A 14,601-nucleotide genomic window follows, 5' to 3' on the forward strand; every position below is an offset into this window, starting at 1 on the left:
AGCCTTTTAAAGGCTCTTTTTTTACATCGAATTTTTAGAAATTATATTTTGCTAATAAATTGACACGCGAGTAATCACCCTTATCACCTGCGAAAGTTTCTCGCTGACCATAAGTATATTCTGCACCTAAATCAATATTTTTAACTGGATTCCAGATTAAATTGACTAAGGCATTATAAATTTCTTTGTTATAACTGGTACTGGTTAAATTGCTATTTGCGTAAACGCTATCATCTTTATATTGAATACCTCCTATTGCAAAAGTAGAACGAAGAATAGGACTCCATTTTCGTTGATATCCAATCACGGCACTATCAAATTCACCTAAATTAATATCCTGTGTTGTTGTGTCATAGGCATAAGCAGAATTACTATAAGATAAATAGCGGCCGTCTCCTTTAACATGATAATAATTAGCAACCAAGCTATCTTGAGGAGTTAAATCATATTTACCGCCAACGCCTACACCCCAACCAAATTTTTCTTCAGAAGTGCCATCTTTCGGTGCTACTCGGTTTTCATGGGCAAGACCATGTAATTGTAATAGGCCTTTGTTATCAGTGGTTTTAAAATCATATCGGGTTGTGAGAGCAGGGAAACGACTTCCTCCAGCAGCATTACTCACTTTTTCAACATCACCACCTTCTAAAGCAACTAATATTTTCTGTTGTGCATTAATTGGCTGAGTGTAACGAACTTGTACTGTACGCGTAGTGCCTGTACCAACAGCTCCAGTGAAATCTAGAGTTTCTGGCGATGTATCTGTATTTACAAAAGGTGAAGTGGTTTGACCTGCTAACCATTTACCTAAAGACATATAGGCATGGCGAACACGGAAGGTTCCATTGCCATTATCTCCATTTCCACCCATGAAATCGGCTTCAATTTTGCCGGTTAAATCTCCGTATTGAGTAGGTCGAGTAATATCTAGGCCAATTCGTGAGGTTGCCGCAGATACATTTAAAGAATCTTGTCTTGGGTCATCTTTATTTAAAGGGTAATTGGCGCCATTTGAAATGCTGCCATTTGATCCTTTAAAGTCATAGGTTGCATCTACACGGACATTACCATAAAGCTTAACTTGGGTTTGCCCATCCGTCATTGCCATCCAACCCGGTTTTGATACAGGAGAGGTAGAAGCAGTAGATGTTGCTGGAGCACTGACTGACAAAGCTGCCTTTTGTTGATCAGATAGTTTCTGGACGAGTTGTTTTAAATCATTTACTTCATTCCGTAATGCATTAACTTCAGCATCTGTGGCGGCATGTAAAGGCATTGTTATGCTAGTTATGCCTAAAGTACTCATTGCCAATACTAATGTTTTGATCTTATTCACAGGAACTCCCCGACATGGATAAAAATTTTCCTGTAAATACATAACAATAATAATGCCAACTTTAAGAGTTTAGAAAAATAATCAAATTTCCATGATTATCATCGGTCTACGTCCGAATAGTAGTGGGAATAAGACTTTATATTGAAAAAATTAAATAAGAGCATGAACTGTTCTCTCTAAAATGATTCATATGCATCGCTATTTGCACGGTTAAAATGCATAGCTGTAATAAAATATATAAAAGAAATAAACGTTTTAGCTATTTTTAAATCTTCCTATTTTAAATGCAGAGGAGTTGTATAGGGTATACTGTCCTCACTGTAAAATGCTGGCTGGAGATAACAATGGAGTTGGATCGTTTTGATAAACAAATTCTAGAAATTTTGTCTCATGAAGACTTAAATTTGAATGAACTTTCAGAACGGATCAATCTGTCAGTCAGTTCTGTGCATCGCCGGATTAAGCACCTGATTGAAGCCAACGTTATGGGACAGCTCAAAAGGGAAATTAATTTTAGTAAACTCGGCTTTACCTTGCACATCTTATTGCAAGTTTCATTGAGTAAGCATGACACTGAAACATTTGATAAGTTCCTTTCCGAAATAGAAGCAATTCCTGAAGTGACCAATGCATTTCTAGTGACAGGGCAAAGTGCCGATTTTATTTTGGAACTTGTAGCACGTAACATGGATGATTACAGTGAAATTTTATTAAGACGTATTGGAAAAATTGACAATGTGGTTGCGTTGCATTCCAGCTTTGTTATTAAAAAATATAATGTTTTTAACTGTTATAACTTACTAAATAAACTATAAAAAAACGCACCATTAGGTGCGTTTTTTTAATTCAAATGTTTGATTTAGGCATCAAGTTGAGCCAAAACCTCATCTGTGAACTCAACGTTGGTATAAACGTTTTGTACATCATCGAGATCTTCAAACATATCAATCATTTTAAGAATTTGTTTTGCTTGGTCGACATCAGTAATTTCGGCTTTTGTTGATGGACTCATGACCACTTCTGCGTTGTCAGATTTCAAACCAGCAGCAGTAAGAGCATCTTGAACTTCACCAAAAGTTTCTGGCGACGTGATGACCAAAATTTCATCTTCAGAAATTTCAATATCTTCAGCGCCAGCTTCTAAAGCAACTTCCATGATTTTGTCTTCTAAAGACACATCTTCGAAAGTAATTTCACCACGTTTAGTAAACAGATAAGCGACAGAACCTGCTGTACCTAAGTTACCATTTGTTTTACTAAAACAGTGACGTACATCTGGTACTGTACGGTTCAAGTTGTCTGTCATTGTTTCAACAAGTACAGCAACACCGCCAACACCATAACCTTCGTAAGTTACTTCTTTTAAATCATCATTATCTTCACCACCGGCACCACGTTGGATTGCACGGTTGATGGTGTCACGTGTCATATTAACTGAAAGAGCTTTTTCAACTACTGCACGCAGACGAGGGTTGCTAGCAGCATCTCCACCACCAAGTCTGGCAGCAGTCACAATTTCACGAATATATTTAGTAAAAACTTTACCGCGACTTGCATCTTGTTTCGCTTTACGATGCTTAATATTGGCCCATTTAGAATGACCCGCCATGGACGTGAACTCCAAAAAAGAAAATGCAAAAGTGCTGGAATATTAGCATAGGCTTAGTTTTGTTGAAAACTGTTGCCCTGCGTTTTGTTAGCCAATTGAATAAGAATAATAAGCTTTAAGGCCTAATGAATGAGATTAGGCCGAATCAAGTCCAATTTGATTTAGTTAATTTTGACGTCTATATCAAATTGCGCATATAGCTCTTTAATAGTTTCCAAATCTTTTTGTAAGTCTGTTGGGTAAATTTTGCCTAGAATCCCGCCTTGTTTACTTCGTGCGTTGGCATACATCAGTACAATAGGAACATTAGCTGCCTTGGCAATATGCCAAAAACCTGTACGGATAGCTTTACGTTCAGAGCCATCTTTGGCACGAGTAGCTTCCGGAGCAATCACCAAGTTAAATGTTTCATGATTTTGAAATTGTTCAACCATTTGAGAAACAATATCTTTACTTGCTTTACGGTCAACGGGAATGCCACCAAGTTTTTCTAAAATTGGCTTAAGGGGACCTTTAAAAAGTTCTTTCTTTATTAAAGTATGAATCTTAATATCTAAAATTTGGAAGAGAGCAATAGATAGCACTGCGTCTAGATTTGAGGTATGTTCAAAGCCAATAATAACTTGTTTTTTTTCAAGAATTTTGGGATCTACATTATAGGTCCAGCCAGCAGCTTTAAAGATAGAGTTACCTAGAAATTTTTTCATAGATCAGTGCAAGGTGATAAATTTTCAGGATTCTAATATGAGTTTGTAAAAAAGCCTAGAAAAATTATGAAAGCTAAAGTAGCGCATTAAGAATTAAGCTTATCTAAGCTATAGAAGATTTAAAAAGTTCTTTTTTATTTTTCTTTTAAACTTAATAAACCTAGATAATTTTAAAATTAAGAGACCTGCTGAGGTATCTCTTCATGAATTAAATATTCAATATATTGCCAAATTTTTTCAGGGTTAATAAGCGTTTTATCTGTTGTTCCATCAATAATCATCCCATCAATAATAGAAATAATGATGTGAGTAAGTGGAGTAGGGTTTTCTATACCTAATTTAGTGAGCTGTTCTTGTAGTAAATGAGTTAACCACTTCGTATATTCGTAAAATGGTTCACGAATTGAAGTATATTGTTTAGATACTTCAATAAATGCTTTTTTAAATAAACATCCATTAAATGTTTCACTATTGATCCATTCAATATACCAATTAAAGATAATTTGAATTTTCTCAAGTGGGTTAGCATCTTGACGTAAATTTAGTTGTTCATTAATTGAATTTTGAATATTTAAATTTCGATGCTGCAAACACTCCATAATTAATTTTTCCTTCGAAGGGAAATATTTATAAAATGTCATTTTTGCAACGTTAGATTCAGCAATAATACGATCAACACCTGTTGCATTGTAGCCAATCTGATTAAATAAATTTAAAGCAGTATTTATAATATCTTCTTTTTTTGACATTACTATTCCATATAGTTAGAACTAATTATAACTTAATCTAAAAAATTAAAATTTTAATATCAATTATCATAGTAAAAAAAGGGCTTGGATACAAGTTTATATTGTGATAATGATTATCATTAGCTTAAGTTTTTTTTAAATTTCTATTTGATTTCGTATGATTTTAATTCTAATATTGATTAATGAGGGAACATATTTAAATATTAATTTAAGTCATTGTTTTTATAATAAAATATGTAAAAATCGATCAGGCTTCAATAAGTTTAATGAGAGTAGATATGCCTAAGAAATTTGAGAATTTTAATAATCCTAGAAAGAAAGCTCTCGCAGGGATGAAGCAAAGCATTTCAGCCGAACTATGGGAAAAAAATTCAGACTTTTTGACCCAATTAAGAACAAAAATTGCTAAACATGCTGTGTCACATCATCCTGCAATTGATATTTTAAATAACGGAAAAATTAATAAAGAAAATTTAAAAAAAATTCACTTAGAATATCGTCATGCAATTGTACAAACTTTTACTGATGCACTGCTCATGGCCCAATTTCAAACTAAACAATTAGAGCCAAGGTTGCATGCTGGCGCAAAAATGTTTCCACGTTTTCTTTTAAGTCTAAATATCTTTGATGAGTTTGGGTTTCGACCAGGTTTAGACAAAGATGGTTATTATCAGGGAAACCCAGAATATGCCCATTATCCTTTATTTGAAGATGTATTAAATGATTTTGGTATTACAGAAGAAGATCGTTTGACTTATCAACCAAGTGATATTGCAGATCAAGTTAGAGTGTTTTTAGAAAATGCTTATCATGACTATAAAGCTGTTTCAGCCTTATTAGCAGTCGCGGAAGAAGAGGTCATCCTTTACAGTCCACCTTTACGTAAAGCAACTAAAGCCGTAGGTTTGGAGGTGGAGGGTGGTGGTTATTATCATGTACATGGTATTTCTGAAGATGAGAGTGCCGAAGCCGCGGATGATGATCATGAAGAAGACTTGTGGTATGTCTTGATGCAAGCTTGTACAGAAGAAGATTATAACTATATTGAAAAGATATGCTTAGAGTATTGTGATTTATGGGAAAAGTTCTGGGATACTCAATTAGAGCATTCGGAAACTATGCGGAAACAAATCTTAGCCTAATTGATGCAATAGAAATATTCAGCACAAGAAGAAAATTTATTTTAAAAAAGTTAAAATTTGGAAATAAAAATATATTTTAAAATTTGATAATTAAATTTTAAGTATTGTTTATAACGGTGAGCCATATTCTGTTCGAATACATATTAAAAAACCCCATAAACTTTTTGGTTTATGAGGTTCGTATTTGGTGGGCCCACACAGACTTGAACTGTGGACCAACGGATTATGAGTCCGCTGCTCTAACCAACTGAGCTATAGGCCCTATATACAAGAAAAGCTTTTAATCTCAAGGCTTTTCAGTGCGTGCAATACTAATCAATTTTTTAATTAAACACAAGTCATTTTCTAAAGTAGGTGCATAGCAGACTCAAAAAAAATTGTGTTATTTTGGTTAAGTATTACAAGCGATATGGATTCTAGCGTATGAGTACTTCACGAGTAAAGTGTACTAAGTTATTTATCGATCAATTAGAACTTATTCCAGCCAGCAGTTTATAGCGATAGAGTCCTCATTGTCTTTTCGATTCGAATTATTAATGCTTTTAAAATACATATCGTTTGAAATTTAACCAAGTTGTGGGAGGTTGTTTGGATAATGCTGACAAAATAAAGTTAGATCAGTTTAATGAAAAGTAGTAGAGCACAAGCTGATTTGTATATATATGTATTGTGCACAATTTATAAATTTTTGATCGAAAATTATTTTAATAATAACTATAAAAATATTTTGAATAAAATTAAATCAGGAAATTATATTTATAGAATTGATGATTTATTATTTTTAATATGGATTTTTCTGTGAATTTATAGAAATTGTAATAAATATATTAAAGATAATTAAATTTTTTCTAATTGATTTGAATTAGAGCCCCTAATTAACATTCTAAAACTAAGAATAAAAATAATATTTATAAAATTAATTTTGTTTCAGAATATGTGAATAATTTTTTTCATGCTTTTAAATATAGGATATGATCTTAAATTACTCATAGAATATTAAGAAGCAAAGTATCTAAAGTTGATAAGTAAAGCTTTAAGGGTGAAATAAAAAATAATGAATGAAAGTGAGGTCATCTTAAAATTAAGCGATTTATCTCATTTTATTAAAAAATTAGTGCTTTTGGGTAGAGAAAATGAGATTTTTTTCATTGAAATTTCTTTCTTTTTCTAATATGTTTTCTATATAAAACTTAAAATGTGATTGTTTTCACACTGAAGTCAAATGTTTGTATTTTATTGATTTTATTCTTGACTAAAATGCTAGGTTTTAATAAAGTATAAACGTATTATTCCAAAATAAAAAACTATTGCTTAGTCCTGAAATACAGTAAGAAGCCTGCTTTTTTAAGTAGGCTTCTTGCTTTTTGTAATATTGAGAAAATAGGGCAGAACAATATTCTAAACTTTTAAAATAAATACATATAACCAGAAATAAAACCATAAAGAGAGACTTATGCTTGCTCAGAACTAAAATATAAAAGTTATAAATTTTCTTGAATCATTTGGATGAGTTCTCGAGCCGCTTTAGATAATGGACGGTCTTGAAGCCAAATTAAGTAAATGGATAGAGGTAAATGATTTTTGGTATTTTTAAAATCTAAAAGAACTAAATGACCTTGATCGATTTTTTCTTGTACTAATGATAAAGGAAAATTTCCCCAGCCGAGTCCTGCTTCAACTATATTAATTGCTGTTTGTAAACTATTCGTTTTCCAGTACATTGCACCAATAATTGAACGAGAATCTGTCACTTCATGGTCACTACTCGCTACTACAATTTGCCTAATATTGATTAACTCTTCAATAGAAAACTGCTTTGTTTTCTCTTGTAGAAGACTATGACTAGACGAAATCGTGGCAACTACTGTTTCCGTCATTACCAATTGCAAATTTTCACGCATTTTTATATTTAGGTCTGAGCCGGCTAAGCAGAGACTAATTTCTTCCGTATAAAGTAAATTGACGATGTCATCTTGAGGGGCAGTAATAACTTCTATATTAAGTAATGGGAATTTATCGGCTAGTTTTTTTATTGAATAAAATAATAATTTGGTATTTACATCTGAAACAACGCCAATGCGTAATTTAGTTTCAAGCCCTAAAGAAAGTTCATGGGCATGCGTACTAAATAGCCTAAGCTGTTCAGAAATAATGCGAGCTTGAGGCTCTAAAGCTAATGCCGTAGAGGTTGGAATGACCTTTCGAGGAGTTCGTTCAAATAAGGTGTATCCCAATTCTGCTTCCAAATTAGCAATGGCCATGCTGACTGCTGAGGGTACTCGATTTAGTTTACGAGCGGCCGCAGAGAAAGAACCCGTATCGAGTACAGTAATGAAGAGTTCAATATTTTCACTGTTAAAATTCATTTTGATGTCAGCAAAACTGAAAGCTATTAACTTTATATATGATTTTAACTGAAATTAAAATATAAAGAATTAAGTAGAGTTTGTTGATTATGCAAGGTGTAAAGCGTCGAATCGTATATGTTTCTTCTTATGAAGTGATTGGAATGATTATTTCATCAGTAGGGTTAGCTTTTTTGGCAGGTGATAGTGTGGAACATACAGGACCACTTTCTGTCATGATTACGACCATCGCTGTAACTTGGAATTTTATCTACAATGTTTTATATGAAAAATGGGAGGCAGGGCAAAGTAGTAATATTCGTACAGTCAAACGTAGGGTTGGGCATGCAATTGGTTTTCAGCTTACCTTAGTTCTGTTTTTAATTCCTCTTATTGCATGGTGGATGGATATCTCTCTGATTGCTGCTTTTTGGTTAGACGTGGCCTTTATTATCATTATTCCCATCTACACTTTTATTTTTAATTGGAGCTTCGATAAATTATTTGGGCTACCTATTTCAGCACAGGGTAAAGCCTTACAAGAATAGCCCCAAATGATATTAGTAAGCTATCAAGGTATTCGACTTTGATAGCTTATTGAGTTTTACTATTTAATTTGGTCAATGACTAACTGTTTAGAAAATTTGAGTTGAGCCTTTTTTGCGAAAATATAATAAATCAGTGCTGTAGTGATCAGTCCAACAAGCCATGATAAATCGATTCCTCCTAACATGGCAGCAATTTGCCCCGTATAGAATTTACTATCAATAAATGGCAGTTGAATCAAAATACCTAAAAAGTAGCAAGTAATACCGATTCGATTCCAACGGCCATACTTGCCATTTGGATCATAGAGCGCATCTACATCGCATTCTTCTTTAGAGATAAAGTAGTAATCAACAAGATTAATTGCACTCCATGGAATAAAAAAAGTCAGTAAAAACAAAATAAATGCTTTAAAAGCACTTAAGAAAGTGTGCTCGCCAATAATTGCTATAAAGGTCGAGATCATAACCATAGCAAGAACAATGAGCAATCTTGTTATTTTTGAAATTTGATTTGTCGATTTAAAACTATTCCAAATCGTAGCAACACACATAAAACTACCGTAGGCATTTAAGGTCGTCAGAGTAACTTTCCCGAAAGCAATACTAAAATATAAAAAGGTCACGGCTAGGGCAATAGGGTTCATTCCAACCACATATTGAACCTCATTTCCAACAAAATTCCCGTTTGCAACCTGAGCAATCAAAACGCCTAAGGTCATTGAAATTTGTGAACCTAATAAAGAACCTAAACCAACCGCCCAGAAAACGCGAGATGAAGATGTTTTGGTTGGAAGATAACGAGAGTAGTCTGCAACATATGGTCCAAAAGAGATTTGCCAAGAAGCAGAAAGTGAAACTGCTAGTAAAAATGAAGACCAACTGAAATGACGTACTGCTAAGAGTTCTGAGAAATGAGAAAGAGCTAAAATTTGAGTCAAAATGATAACAAAAGCAATCAAGCCAATAATACTGGCTACTTTGCCTACCACATGAATTAAACGATATCCAATCGTTGCAAATAAGATAATAAAGCAAGCATAAATTAAGATGCCAGTTGTATTGCTGACATGTGCTAGGTGCGCTATTGCTTTACCTGCGAGTACTTCTCCAGTTGCTGTAAATCCAATATACATGAGACAGACGAGTATGATTGGAATACACGCACCATATACCCCAAATTGAACACGACTTGAAATCATTTGCGGAAGGCCAAGTTTTGGACCTTGAGCAGCATGTAGAGCCATGACAGCAGCACCAAAACACTGTCCCACAAATAAACCAATAATCGACCAAAAAACATCTCCACCTAATACAACTGCTAGTGCACCCGTCACAATGGCCGTGATTTGCAAATTGGCACCAAACCAGAGAGTGAATTGAGCAAACACTCTGCCATGTCTTTCATTCTCTGGAATAAAATCAATACTTCGGTTTTCAATAAAACTACTATTTGGTTTCTCAGCCGATGAGTCCATTACACTCTCCCTGTCCTTTAAGAGTCCACTCTATTTTTATTAAGTCCGCATTTGTACAAACAAATACAAACATGTATATACAAGTAATTTTGGAAAGAATCAAATACTTTTTGAGGCTGTAGAACCTAAAAGTGGCTTAAATATTTCATAGATAAATAAAAAATTAATTAGATTGATTTTGTTTTTAATAGATTTAAATGATAAAAAAATAATATATAAAAAAGCCCTCTATTGAGGGCCTGACTTTATACATTCGTGTCTAATATAGCTTGAAAAAAAGTTGGAAGTTCAGAGAATTGGACGAGTTGAGTTTTATCTTCTTGTTTATAATAATATTGATAGTTTGGAGTTTCTGAATAATTATCTAAATATTGAGTTGCATCGGTAAATTGTGCTTTTGCAACTGGCTTGTCTTTTTTAAATTTAACAATAACAGGGTTCACCGAATTTAATTTTACAGGAACACCGTTCTCAAATTTAGCAGTTTCAATTAATAAAGAAATTTTAAAATTTCCAAAATTCACACAAAAATGACCTCCATTTTCTGTTTTAATTTCATGGTCAGAGAAAAGATCTTTAAATAAATTCTTTAAAGATTCTCTGTGCTTATCTAAAGCAACTTGAAAGTCATGATCTTGTTGCTCTATTTTTTCTTGCTCTTCTTGTAGCAATTTAGCTTGCTTTTCAATGGTTGTAAAATCCAGCTTCATTTTAATATCTCCATTGGTTGTTTTAAAACTATATATGGCAATCTTTGATTAAGTTTTAAAGAAACATATATTATTTGTTACAACGGAATAATTAAGATGAGCTTTTGTGATAAATAATCAAAAATGTAAAAATATATTTTAAAAATAAAACTTATAAAATTAAAGAAGTTATTAAATAAATAGTTTTTTATATTTGAAAATACTGCTACATGATAAATATAGAATTTTTAATGTAGCAGTATATTTCCTATTTTGTACAATGTTTAACTATAAGAGGCGTTCCTTTAATTTTTAAAAGACCTCCGCTACTTATTACACCAAGCATGACTAAAGCTGTACCTACCAATTGCCAGATATTGAGAGACTGTCCTGTAAGGAGGGCGATCAGCATACTGAACACTGGTACAAAGTTAAAAAAGACGGAAGCACGTCCAGCGCCTAACTTTTGTATGCCATTAAACCAGAATAAATAAGCAATCATTGTAGAGCAGATAATCACATATCCCATGGCTAAATGTGCATTTATTGGCGCAGAGGTAAGGGCCGTAAGAGGATCTTCAAATATCATACTCAACACGCTAAGTGTTATGGCACCGAACATCATAGAAAAAGTCGTTGTTTCTAGCGGAGTGGCATTTTTTACATAGCGGCGAGATAAAACATTAGCTAAGCAAAATCCAAAAGCCCCTAACAATATAAATAGGTCTCCAATATCTATTTTTAGGTGAAGTAACGTTGTTATATGTCCTTGACTAATGACGAGTAATACGCCACTTAAGCCGAATAAAACGCCTAAAAACTTACTAGGGGTAAGTTTTTCACCGTCCAATACAATTGTCATTAATAAGGTCATCAACGGTGTAGTTGCCATAATTAAGGCCCCATTCACCGCAGATGTAGTCTGTAAACCATAAAAGCAACCTATGTTGAATCCCGCAATGCCGACAACCCCAATAATAAGATAGATAAATAAATTCTGACTTAAGGCTGCCCATCTTAGTTTGCCTGTTATTGAAAAGATCAGGAGTAAGCCTAGGCTTGCAATTGAAAACCGTTCAGATGCGGCAGATAGCGGAGGCATATGTTGAATAATATAAGACATTGCATTAAATGCTGATCCCCAAAAAAACATCGTTATTACAACACCAGCATAGGCATAAGCCACCGTTCTGTTCATCGACAGGCTCCCTTAAGAAAGGTTTTATTCTGGGCAATTATATAAAGGTGTACAATTCCGTATTAATACACTTCTGATGTGAAAATTTGCACAATGATAGATTGGGAAAATTTACATTACTTTTCAGTTTTTACTGAAGAGAAGTCACTGTCTGCTGCCGCAAGAAAATTGGGCGTAGATCATGCAACTGTATCCAGAAGAATTGCGCAGCTAGAACAAAACTTAAAACTTAAATTAGTGGATCGTAGACCACGCACATACATACTTACCCCAGATGGGGAACGTCTTGCACAAGTCGTCGGTCGTATGATGGAAGAAACTTTTTCTATTGAACGTTTAACTCAGGCAGGTCAGCAAGAAGTAATGGGGAGTGTTTCTATTAGTATGCCTCCTTTAACGGCGGCGCATCTTATCATGCCTCATCTGGGAAGATTTTATCGTCATTATCCACAATTAAAATTACGTGTGCTCGGTGATGTTCATTATGTATCTTTACAGCATAGTGAAGCTGATATTGCTGTACGATTTGGACGTCCTAAGGATGAAAATTTAGTTGCTCGTAAAGTAGGTGAAATTCCTTTTGGAATATATGCTGCTTCAAATTATTTGGCTTCAACAGAGCCTGAAAATTATGAGTGGATTAGCGTAGAGGTAGGTGGAGTACATGGCCAAAAACAGCAGAAATTAAAAGAAAAATTAGGCCATAAAGAACCTATAATGGTCACAAACCATCCTGAACTTCAGTGGAGAGCAGCATGTGGTGAAGCTGGGTTAGCTGTCTTACCTGATTTTTTAGGAACACTGAGTAACTTGATAAGATTGCAAGACGATCATCCTATGAGTGCTGAAATCTGGTTGGTAACCCATGAAGATTTACGGCATAGCCCTGCAATACGTGTAGTCATGGATTTTCTGGTGAGTTGTTTCGAGTCTTTTAGAATATAAACTTGGCTAATAAATGCTAAATCTTAGACGTCTGTTTAAAGAAGCTGCCATTTTTCCACAGCTTCTTTTGAATTTAGTTAGATCAATACACTAGGTCAGACTAACTTCTATGCCTTCACGTAAATTAGATTCATCTTGACGAGAGTTTAAATCAATTTTGGCAAAAGACTTAGCAAGTAAACGTCTAGCAGCTGAATTAATAGGTTTTTCTACCCATTTAGGTAATTTTATCCCTAAAGGATTAGTTTCGGTCTGAGATACTTCGGTAGTTACTCTTGTTCCCATAATATAGTCAAACCAAGGTTTAGTAACGCACCAATTAGCATTCTGATTACTTGTCATATGGTGATCATAATGCCAAGGAATACGCTTTTTTGCATATTCTGGATCTAAATGAGACTTAGCATGCACACGCCAATAATTCCATATACCATAATAAAGGCCCGCTGCAAAAAAAGGAGCTACAGGTAAAAAAATGGTAGCAGCACCTGCTAATCCAATTAAGGCTGTTTTTTCATTATAAATTTCAGCATTTTTAAGCATAGATTCGGCATAGCCTTCATCATGAAAGCCATTTAAACGGGCACGCTTATGATGTGCGATATGGGTGAAAAGTGGACTATTGCGATACTTGCTTGGAAATTCATGTAACCAGACTTTATGAAAGTACCATTCAAGACCATTGGCAACAAAAACACCTACAGGAAATCCAAACATATTGAGTACTTCTTCTTAATCACAATTTAAATTCATTGTAAAAGAAGAACGTTTTATCCCTTTGACCTAATAGGCAGTAGACCAATTGCCTTTAGAATCAATTTGATTGTTTTTGTTTGCGGTGTCGATAAGCACTTGGAGTTTCATTGGTCCATCGTTTGAATGCGCGTGTGAATGCAGAGGGCTCTGAAAAACCGGTTAAATAAACAATTTGATCAATAGTTTCTTGTGTATTAGCAAGCAACCGTCTGGCAAGTTTTTCTCTATGTTGATTTAGAATCTTTTCATAATTTGTATTAATAGCTTGTAAATCAGCGCGAAGAGTCCGAGGATTGCGGTTTAATTGTTCTGCAATCAATTTTTGATCAAATTGCCCAGATTCAAGTAATCCATTACTAAGCAAACGTTCAATCGCATGAATGAGCTGGTGCTTTTCTAAATTTAATAACTGTTGTTCCGCAAGAGTTTCATGGATTTTTAATAATTCTGGTTCAGCAGCTGGCGAGCTCTTATTTAATAGTACACTAGGAAAAACAATAGTACCTTTTGTTTGGTCTAGAATGACGGGGCATTCCCACATCTCTTGATAAGTTTCAGGCGAGGCACCTTGTTGATAAGGTAGAGTAATGTGAGTAGGTCTGAATTCATTATTCGTAATATATTTAAAAAAATTAAGAAAAATACCAATTCCACATTCTAGATAATGTCTTACGGGATGCTCAAAACCCGATAATATAGCTTTATCTTCATTAATGGTTAAGTAAAGGCTAAATACATCTGTAAGTAGAGTTTGATATCTTAGTGCGCGCTGCAATCCTTCACCAAATGTAGAGCTGCTCAAAAATAAATATTCAATGACCAACCCTCTGAAAGGGGGCATTTGCTTACCTACATGTAGACCAATGTCTGTATCTTGGCTAATTTCTTCAGCGGCTGTCCAAAATCGTTGTTGGGTAGAATTATCTCTGCGAATATTTTTATCGGGTGGTTGATTAGGCAAATTTACACTTGCAAAAATAGATGCTGCATCTAAGCCCATCTTTTGCATAGTCTGGTAAGTCATCCATAAAAAAATTCCAGCGTCTGAAGAATTTTTAGACATAATTTGATGACCACCCTATAAACTATAGCGCATATTCAA

The 14,601-nt window shown here is 34.1% G+C and carries 14 protein-coding genes and 1 tRNA gene; 4 read left to right on the plus strand and 11 right to left on the minus strand.

Going from position 1 to position 14,601, the window contains the following annotated elements:
• Window positions 1-34: 34 nt before the first annotated feature.
• Complete coding sequence (locus KTH84_RS01385) at window positions 35-1,336, minus strand: DcaP family trimeric outer membrane transporter (RefSeq protein WP_262471709.1); 1,302 nt, start codon at window positions 1,334-1,336, stop codon at window positions 35-37.
• Window positions 1,337-1,680: 344 nt separating this feature from the next.
• Between KTH84_RS01385 and KTH84_RS01390 the strand changes: the two genes are divergently transcribed.
• Window positions 1,681-2,151, plus strand: coding sequence for an Lrp/AsnC family transcriptional regulator (locus tag KTH84_RS01390; RefSeq protein ID WP_004642558.1), 471 nt, complete (start codon window positions 1,681-1,683; stop codon window positions 2,149-2,151).
• 44 nt (window positions 2,152-2,195) lie between these two features.
• Here the strand turns inward: KTH84_RS01390 and KTH84_RS01395 are convergent, their stop codons facing one another.
• The 3 genes from KTH84_RS01395 to KTH84_RS01405 all read right to left on the minus strand — a co-directional run bounded on the left by KTH84_RS01395 (window position 2,196) and on the right by KTH84_RS01405 (window position 4,401).
• Window positions 2,196-2,945 (minus strand): YebC/PmpR family DNA-binding transcriptional regulator, encoded by a 750-nt coding sequence (locus KTH84_RS01395; RefSeq protein WP_003651352.1) that lies wholly within the window; start codon window positions 2,943-2,945, stop codon window positions 2,196-2,198.
• 161 nt (window positions 2,946-3,106) lie between these two features.
• Window positions 3,107-3,652, minus strand: coding sequence for a 1-acyl-sn-glycerol-3-phosphate acyltransferase (locus KTH84_RS01400; protein WP_042896580.1), 546 nt, complete (start codon window positions 3,650-3,652; stop codon window positions 3,107-3,109).
• Window positions 3,653-3,828: 176 nt separating this feature from the next.
• Window positions 3,829-4,401: a TetR/AcrR family transcriptional regulator gene (locus KTH84_RS01405; protein ID WP_133973948.1), complete on the minus strand. Its 573-nt coding sequence runs from the start codon at window positions 4,399-4,401 to the stop codon at window positions 3,829-3,831.
• A gap of 278 nt (window positions 4,402-4,679) precedes the next feature.
• On the opposite strand from KTH84_RS01405, the gene KTH84_RS01410 reads away from it, so the two are divergent.
• Window positions 4,680-5,543: an iron-containing redox enzyme family protein gene (locus KTH84_RS01410; protein WP_197730903.1), complete on the plus strand. Its 864-nt coding sequence runs from the start codon at window positions 4,680-4,682 to the stop codon at window positions 5,541-5,543.
• A gap of 185 nt (window positions 5,544-5,728) precedes the next feature.
• On the opposite strand, the gene KTH84_RS01415 is transcribed toward KTH84_RS01410, so the two are convergent.
• Together KTH84_RS01415 and KTH84_RS01420 are read right to left on the minus strand one after the other, a co-directional pair.
• Window positions 5,729-5,805, minus strand: a tRNA-Ile gene (locus KTH84_RS01415).
• Between the two features lie 1,219 nt (window positions 5,806-7,024).
• Window positions 7,025-7,909, minus strand: a complete 885-nt coding sequence (locus KTH84_RS01420) for a LysR family transcriptional regulator (protein ID WP_262471710.1) — start codon at window positions 7,907-7,909, stop codon at window positions 7,025-7,027.
• 89 nt (window positions 7,910-7,998) lie between these two features.
• Between KTH84_RS01420 and KTH84_RS01425 the strand changes: the two genes are divergently transcribed.
• A complete protein-coding gene (locus tag KTH84_RS01425) occupies window positions 7,999-8,436 on the plus strand; it encodes a PACE efflux transporter (RefSeq protein WP_042896576.1) in 438 nt (145 codons plus the stop codon).
• 59 nt (window positions 8,437-8,495) lie between these two features.
• Here KTH84_RS01425 and KTH84_RS01430 read toward each other — a convergent pair whose 3' ends face one another.
• From KTH84_RS01430 to KTH84_RS01440, 3 genes are all read right to left on the minus strand, one after another.
• Entirely contained in the window at window positions 8,496-9,911 is a 1,416-nt protein-coding gene (locus tag KTH84_RS01430) for a purine-cytosine permease family protein (RefSeq protein WP_262471711.1), read from the minus strand.
• A 245-nt stretch (window positions 9,912-10,156) separates the two neighbouring features.
• Window positions 10,157-10,621: a hypothetical protein gene (locus KTH84_RS01435; RefSeq protein WP_133973938.1), complete on the minus strand. Its 465-nt coding sequence runs from the start codon at window positions 10,619-10,621 to the stop codon at window positions 10,157-10,159.
• A gap of 247 nt (window positions 10,622-10,868) precedes the next feature.
• Window positions 10,869-11,798, minus strand: a complete 930-nt coding sequence (locus KTH84_RS01440; RefSeq protein WP_262471712.1) for a DMT family transporter — start codon at window positions 11,796-11,798, stop codon at window positions 10,869-10,871.
• A gap of 93 nt (window positions 11,799-11,891) precedes the next feature.
• Between KTH84_RS01440 and KTH84_RS01445 the strand changes: the two genes are divergently transcribed.
• Complete coding sequence (locus tag KTH84_RS01445; RefSeq protein WP_202742292.1) at window positions 11,892-12,743, plus strand: LysR family transcriptional regulator; 852 nt, start codon at window positions 11,892-11,894, stop codon at window positions 12,741-12,743.
• A 90-nt stretch (window positions 12,744-12,833) separates the two neighbouring features.
• Here the strand turns inward: KTH84_RS01445 and KTH84_RS01450 are convergent, their stop codons facing one another.
• The gene (locus KTH84_RS01450) at window positions 12,834-13,460 is read right to left on the minus strand and encodes a sterol desaturase family protein (protein ID WP_133973934.1); all 627 of its coding nucleotides are present in this window, start codon (window positions 13,458-13,460) and stop codon (window positions 12,834-12,836) included.
• 97 nt (window positions 13,461-13,557) lie between these two features.
• On the minus strand, window positions 13,558-14,562 hold the full coding sequence (locus KTH84_RS01455; RefSeq protein WP_262471713.1) for an AraC family transcriptional regulator: 1,005 nt from the start codon (window positions 14,560-14,562) through the stop codon (window positions 13,558-13,560).
• Window positions 14,563-14,601 lie beyond the last annotated feature (39 nt).

The sequence above is a fragment of the Acinetobacter sp. WU_MDCI_Abxb74 genome (genome assembly GCF_025513915.1).
GTDB classification, from domain to species: domain Bacteria; phylum Pseudomonadota; class Gammaproteobacteria; order Pseudomonadales; family Moraxellaceae; genus Acinetobacter; species Acinetobacter calcoaceticus_C.

Bases quoted from the DNA above. Each gene is read 5' to 3' on its own strand.
- KTH84_RS01390 (WP_004642558.1), top strand. From the start codon at position 1,681: ATGGAGTTGGATCGTTTTGATAAACAAATTCTAGAAATTTTGTCTCAT.
- KTH84_RS01395 (WP_003651352.1), bottom strand. From the start codon at position 2,945: ATGGCGGGTCATTCTAAATGGGCCAATATTAAGCATCGTAAAGCGAAA.
- KTH84_RS01400 (WP_042896580.1), bottom strand. From the start codon at position 3,652: ATGAAAAAATTTCTAGGTAACTCTATCTTTAAAGCTGCTGGCTGGACC.
- KTH84_RS01405 (WP_133973948.1), bottom strand. From the start codon at position 4,401: ATGTCAAAAAAAGAAGATATTATAAATACTGCTTTAAATTTATTTAAT.
- KTH84_RS01410 (WP_197730903.1), top strand. From the start codon at position 4,680: ATGCCTAAGAAATTTGAGAATTTTAATAATCCTAGAAAGAAAGCTCTC.
- KTH84_RS01420 (WP_262471710.1), bottom strand. From the start codon at position 7,909: ATGAATTTTAACAGTGAAAATATTGAACTCTTCATTACTGTACTCGAT.
- KTH84_RS01425 (WP_042896576.1), top strand. From the start codon at position 7,999: ATGCAAGGTGTAAAGCGTCGAATCGTATATGTTTCTTCTTATGAAGTG.
- KTH84_RS01430 (WP_262471711.1), bottom strand. From the start codon at position 9,911: ATGGACTCATCGGCTGAGAAACCAAATAGTAGTTTTATTGAAAACCGA.
- KTH84_RS01435 (WP_133973938.1), bottom strand. From the start codon at position 10,621: ATGAAGCTGGATTTTACAACCATTGAAAAGCAAGCTAAATTGCTACAA.
- KTH84_RS01440 (WP_262471712.1), bottom strand. From the start codon at position 11,798: ATGAACAGAACGGTGGCTTATGCCTATGCTGGTGTTGTAATAACGATG.
- KTH84_RS01445 (WP_202742292.1), top strand. From the start codon at position 11,892: ATGATAGATTGGGAAAATTTACATTACTTTTCAGTTTTTACTGAAGAG.
- KTH84_RS01450 (WP_133973934.1), bottom strand. From the start codon at position 13,460: ATGTTTGGATTTCCTGTAGGTGTTTTTGTTGCCAATGGTCTTGAATGG.
- KTH84_RS01455 (WP_262471713.1), bottom strand. From the start codon at position 14,562: ATGTCTAAAAATTCTTCAGACGCTGGAATTTTTTTATGGATGACTTAC.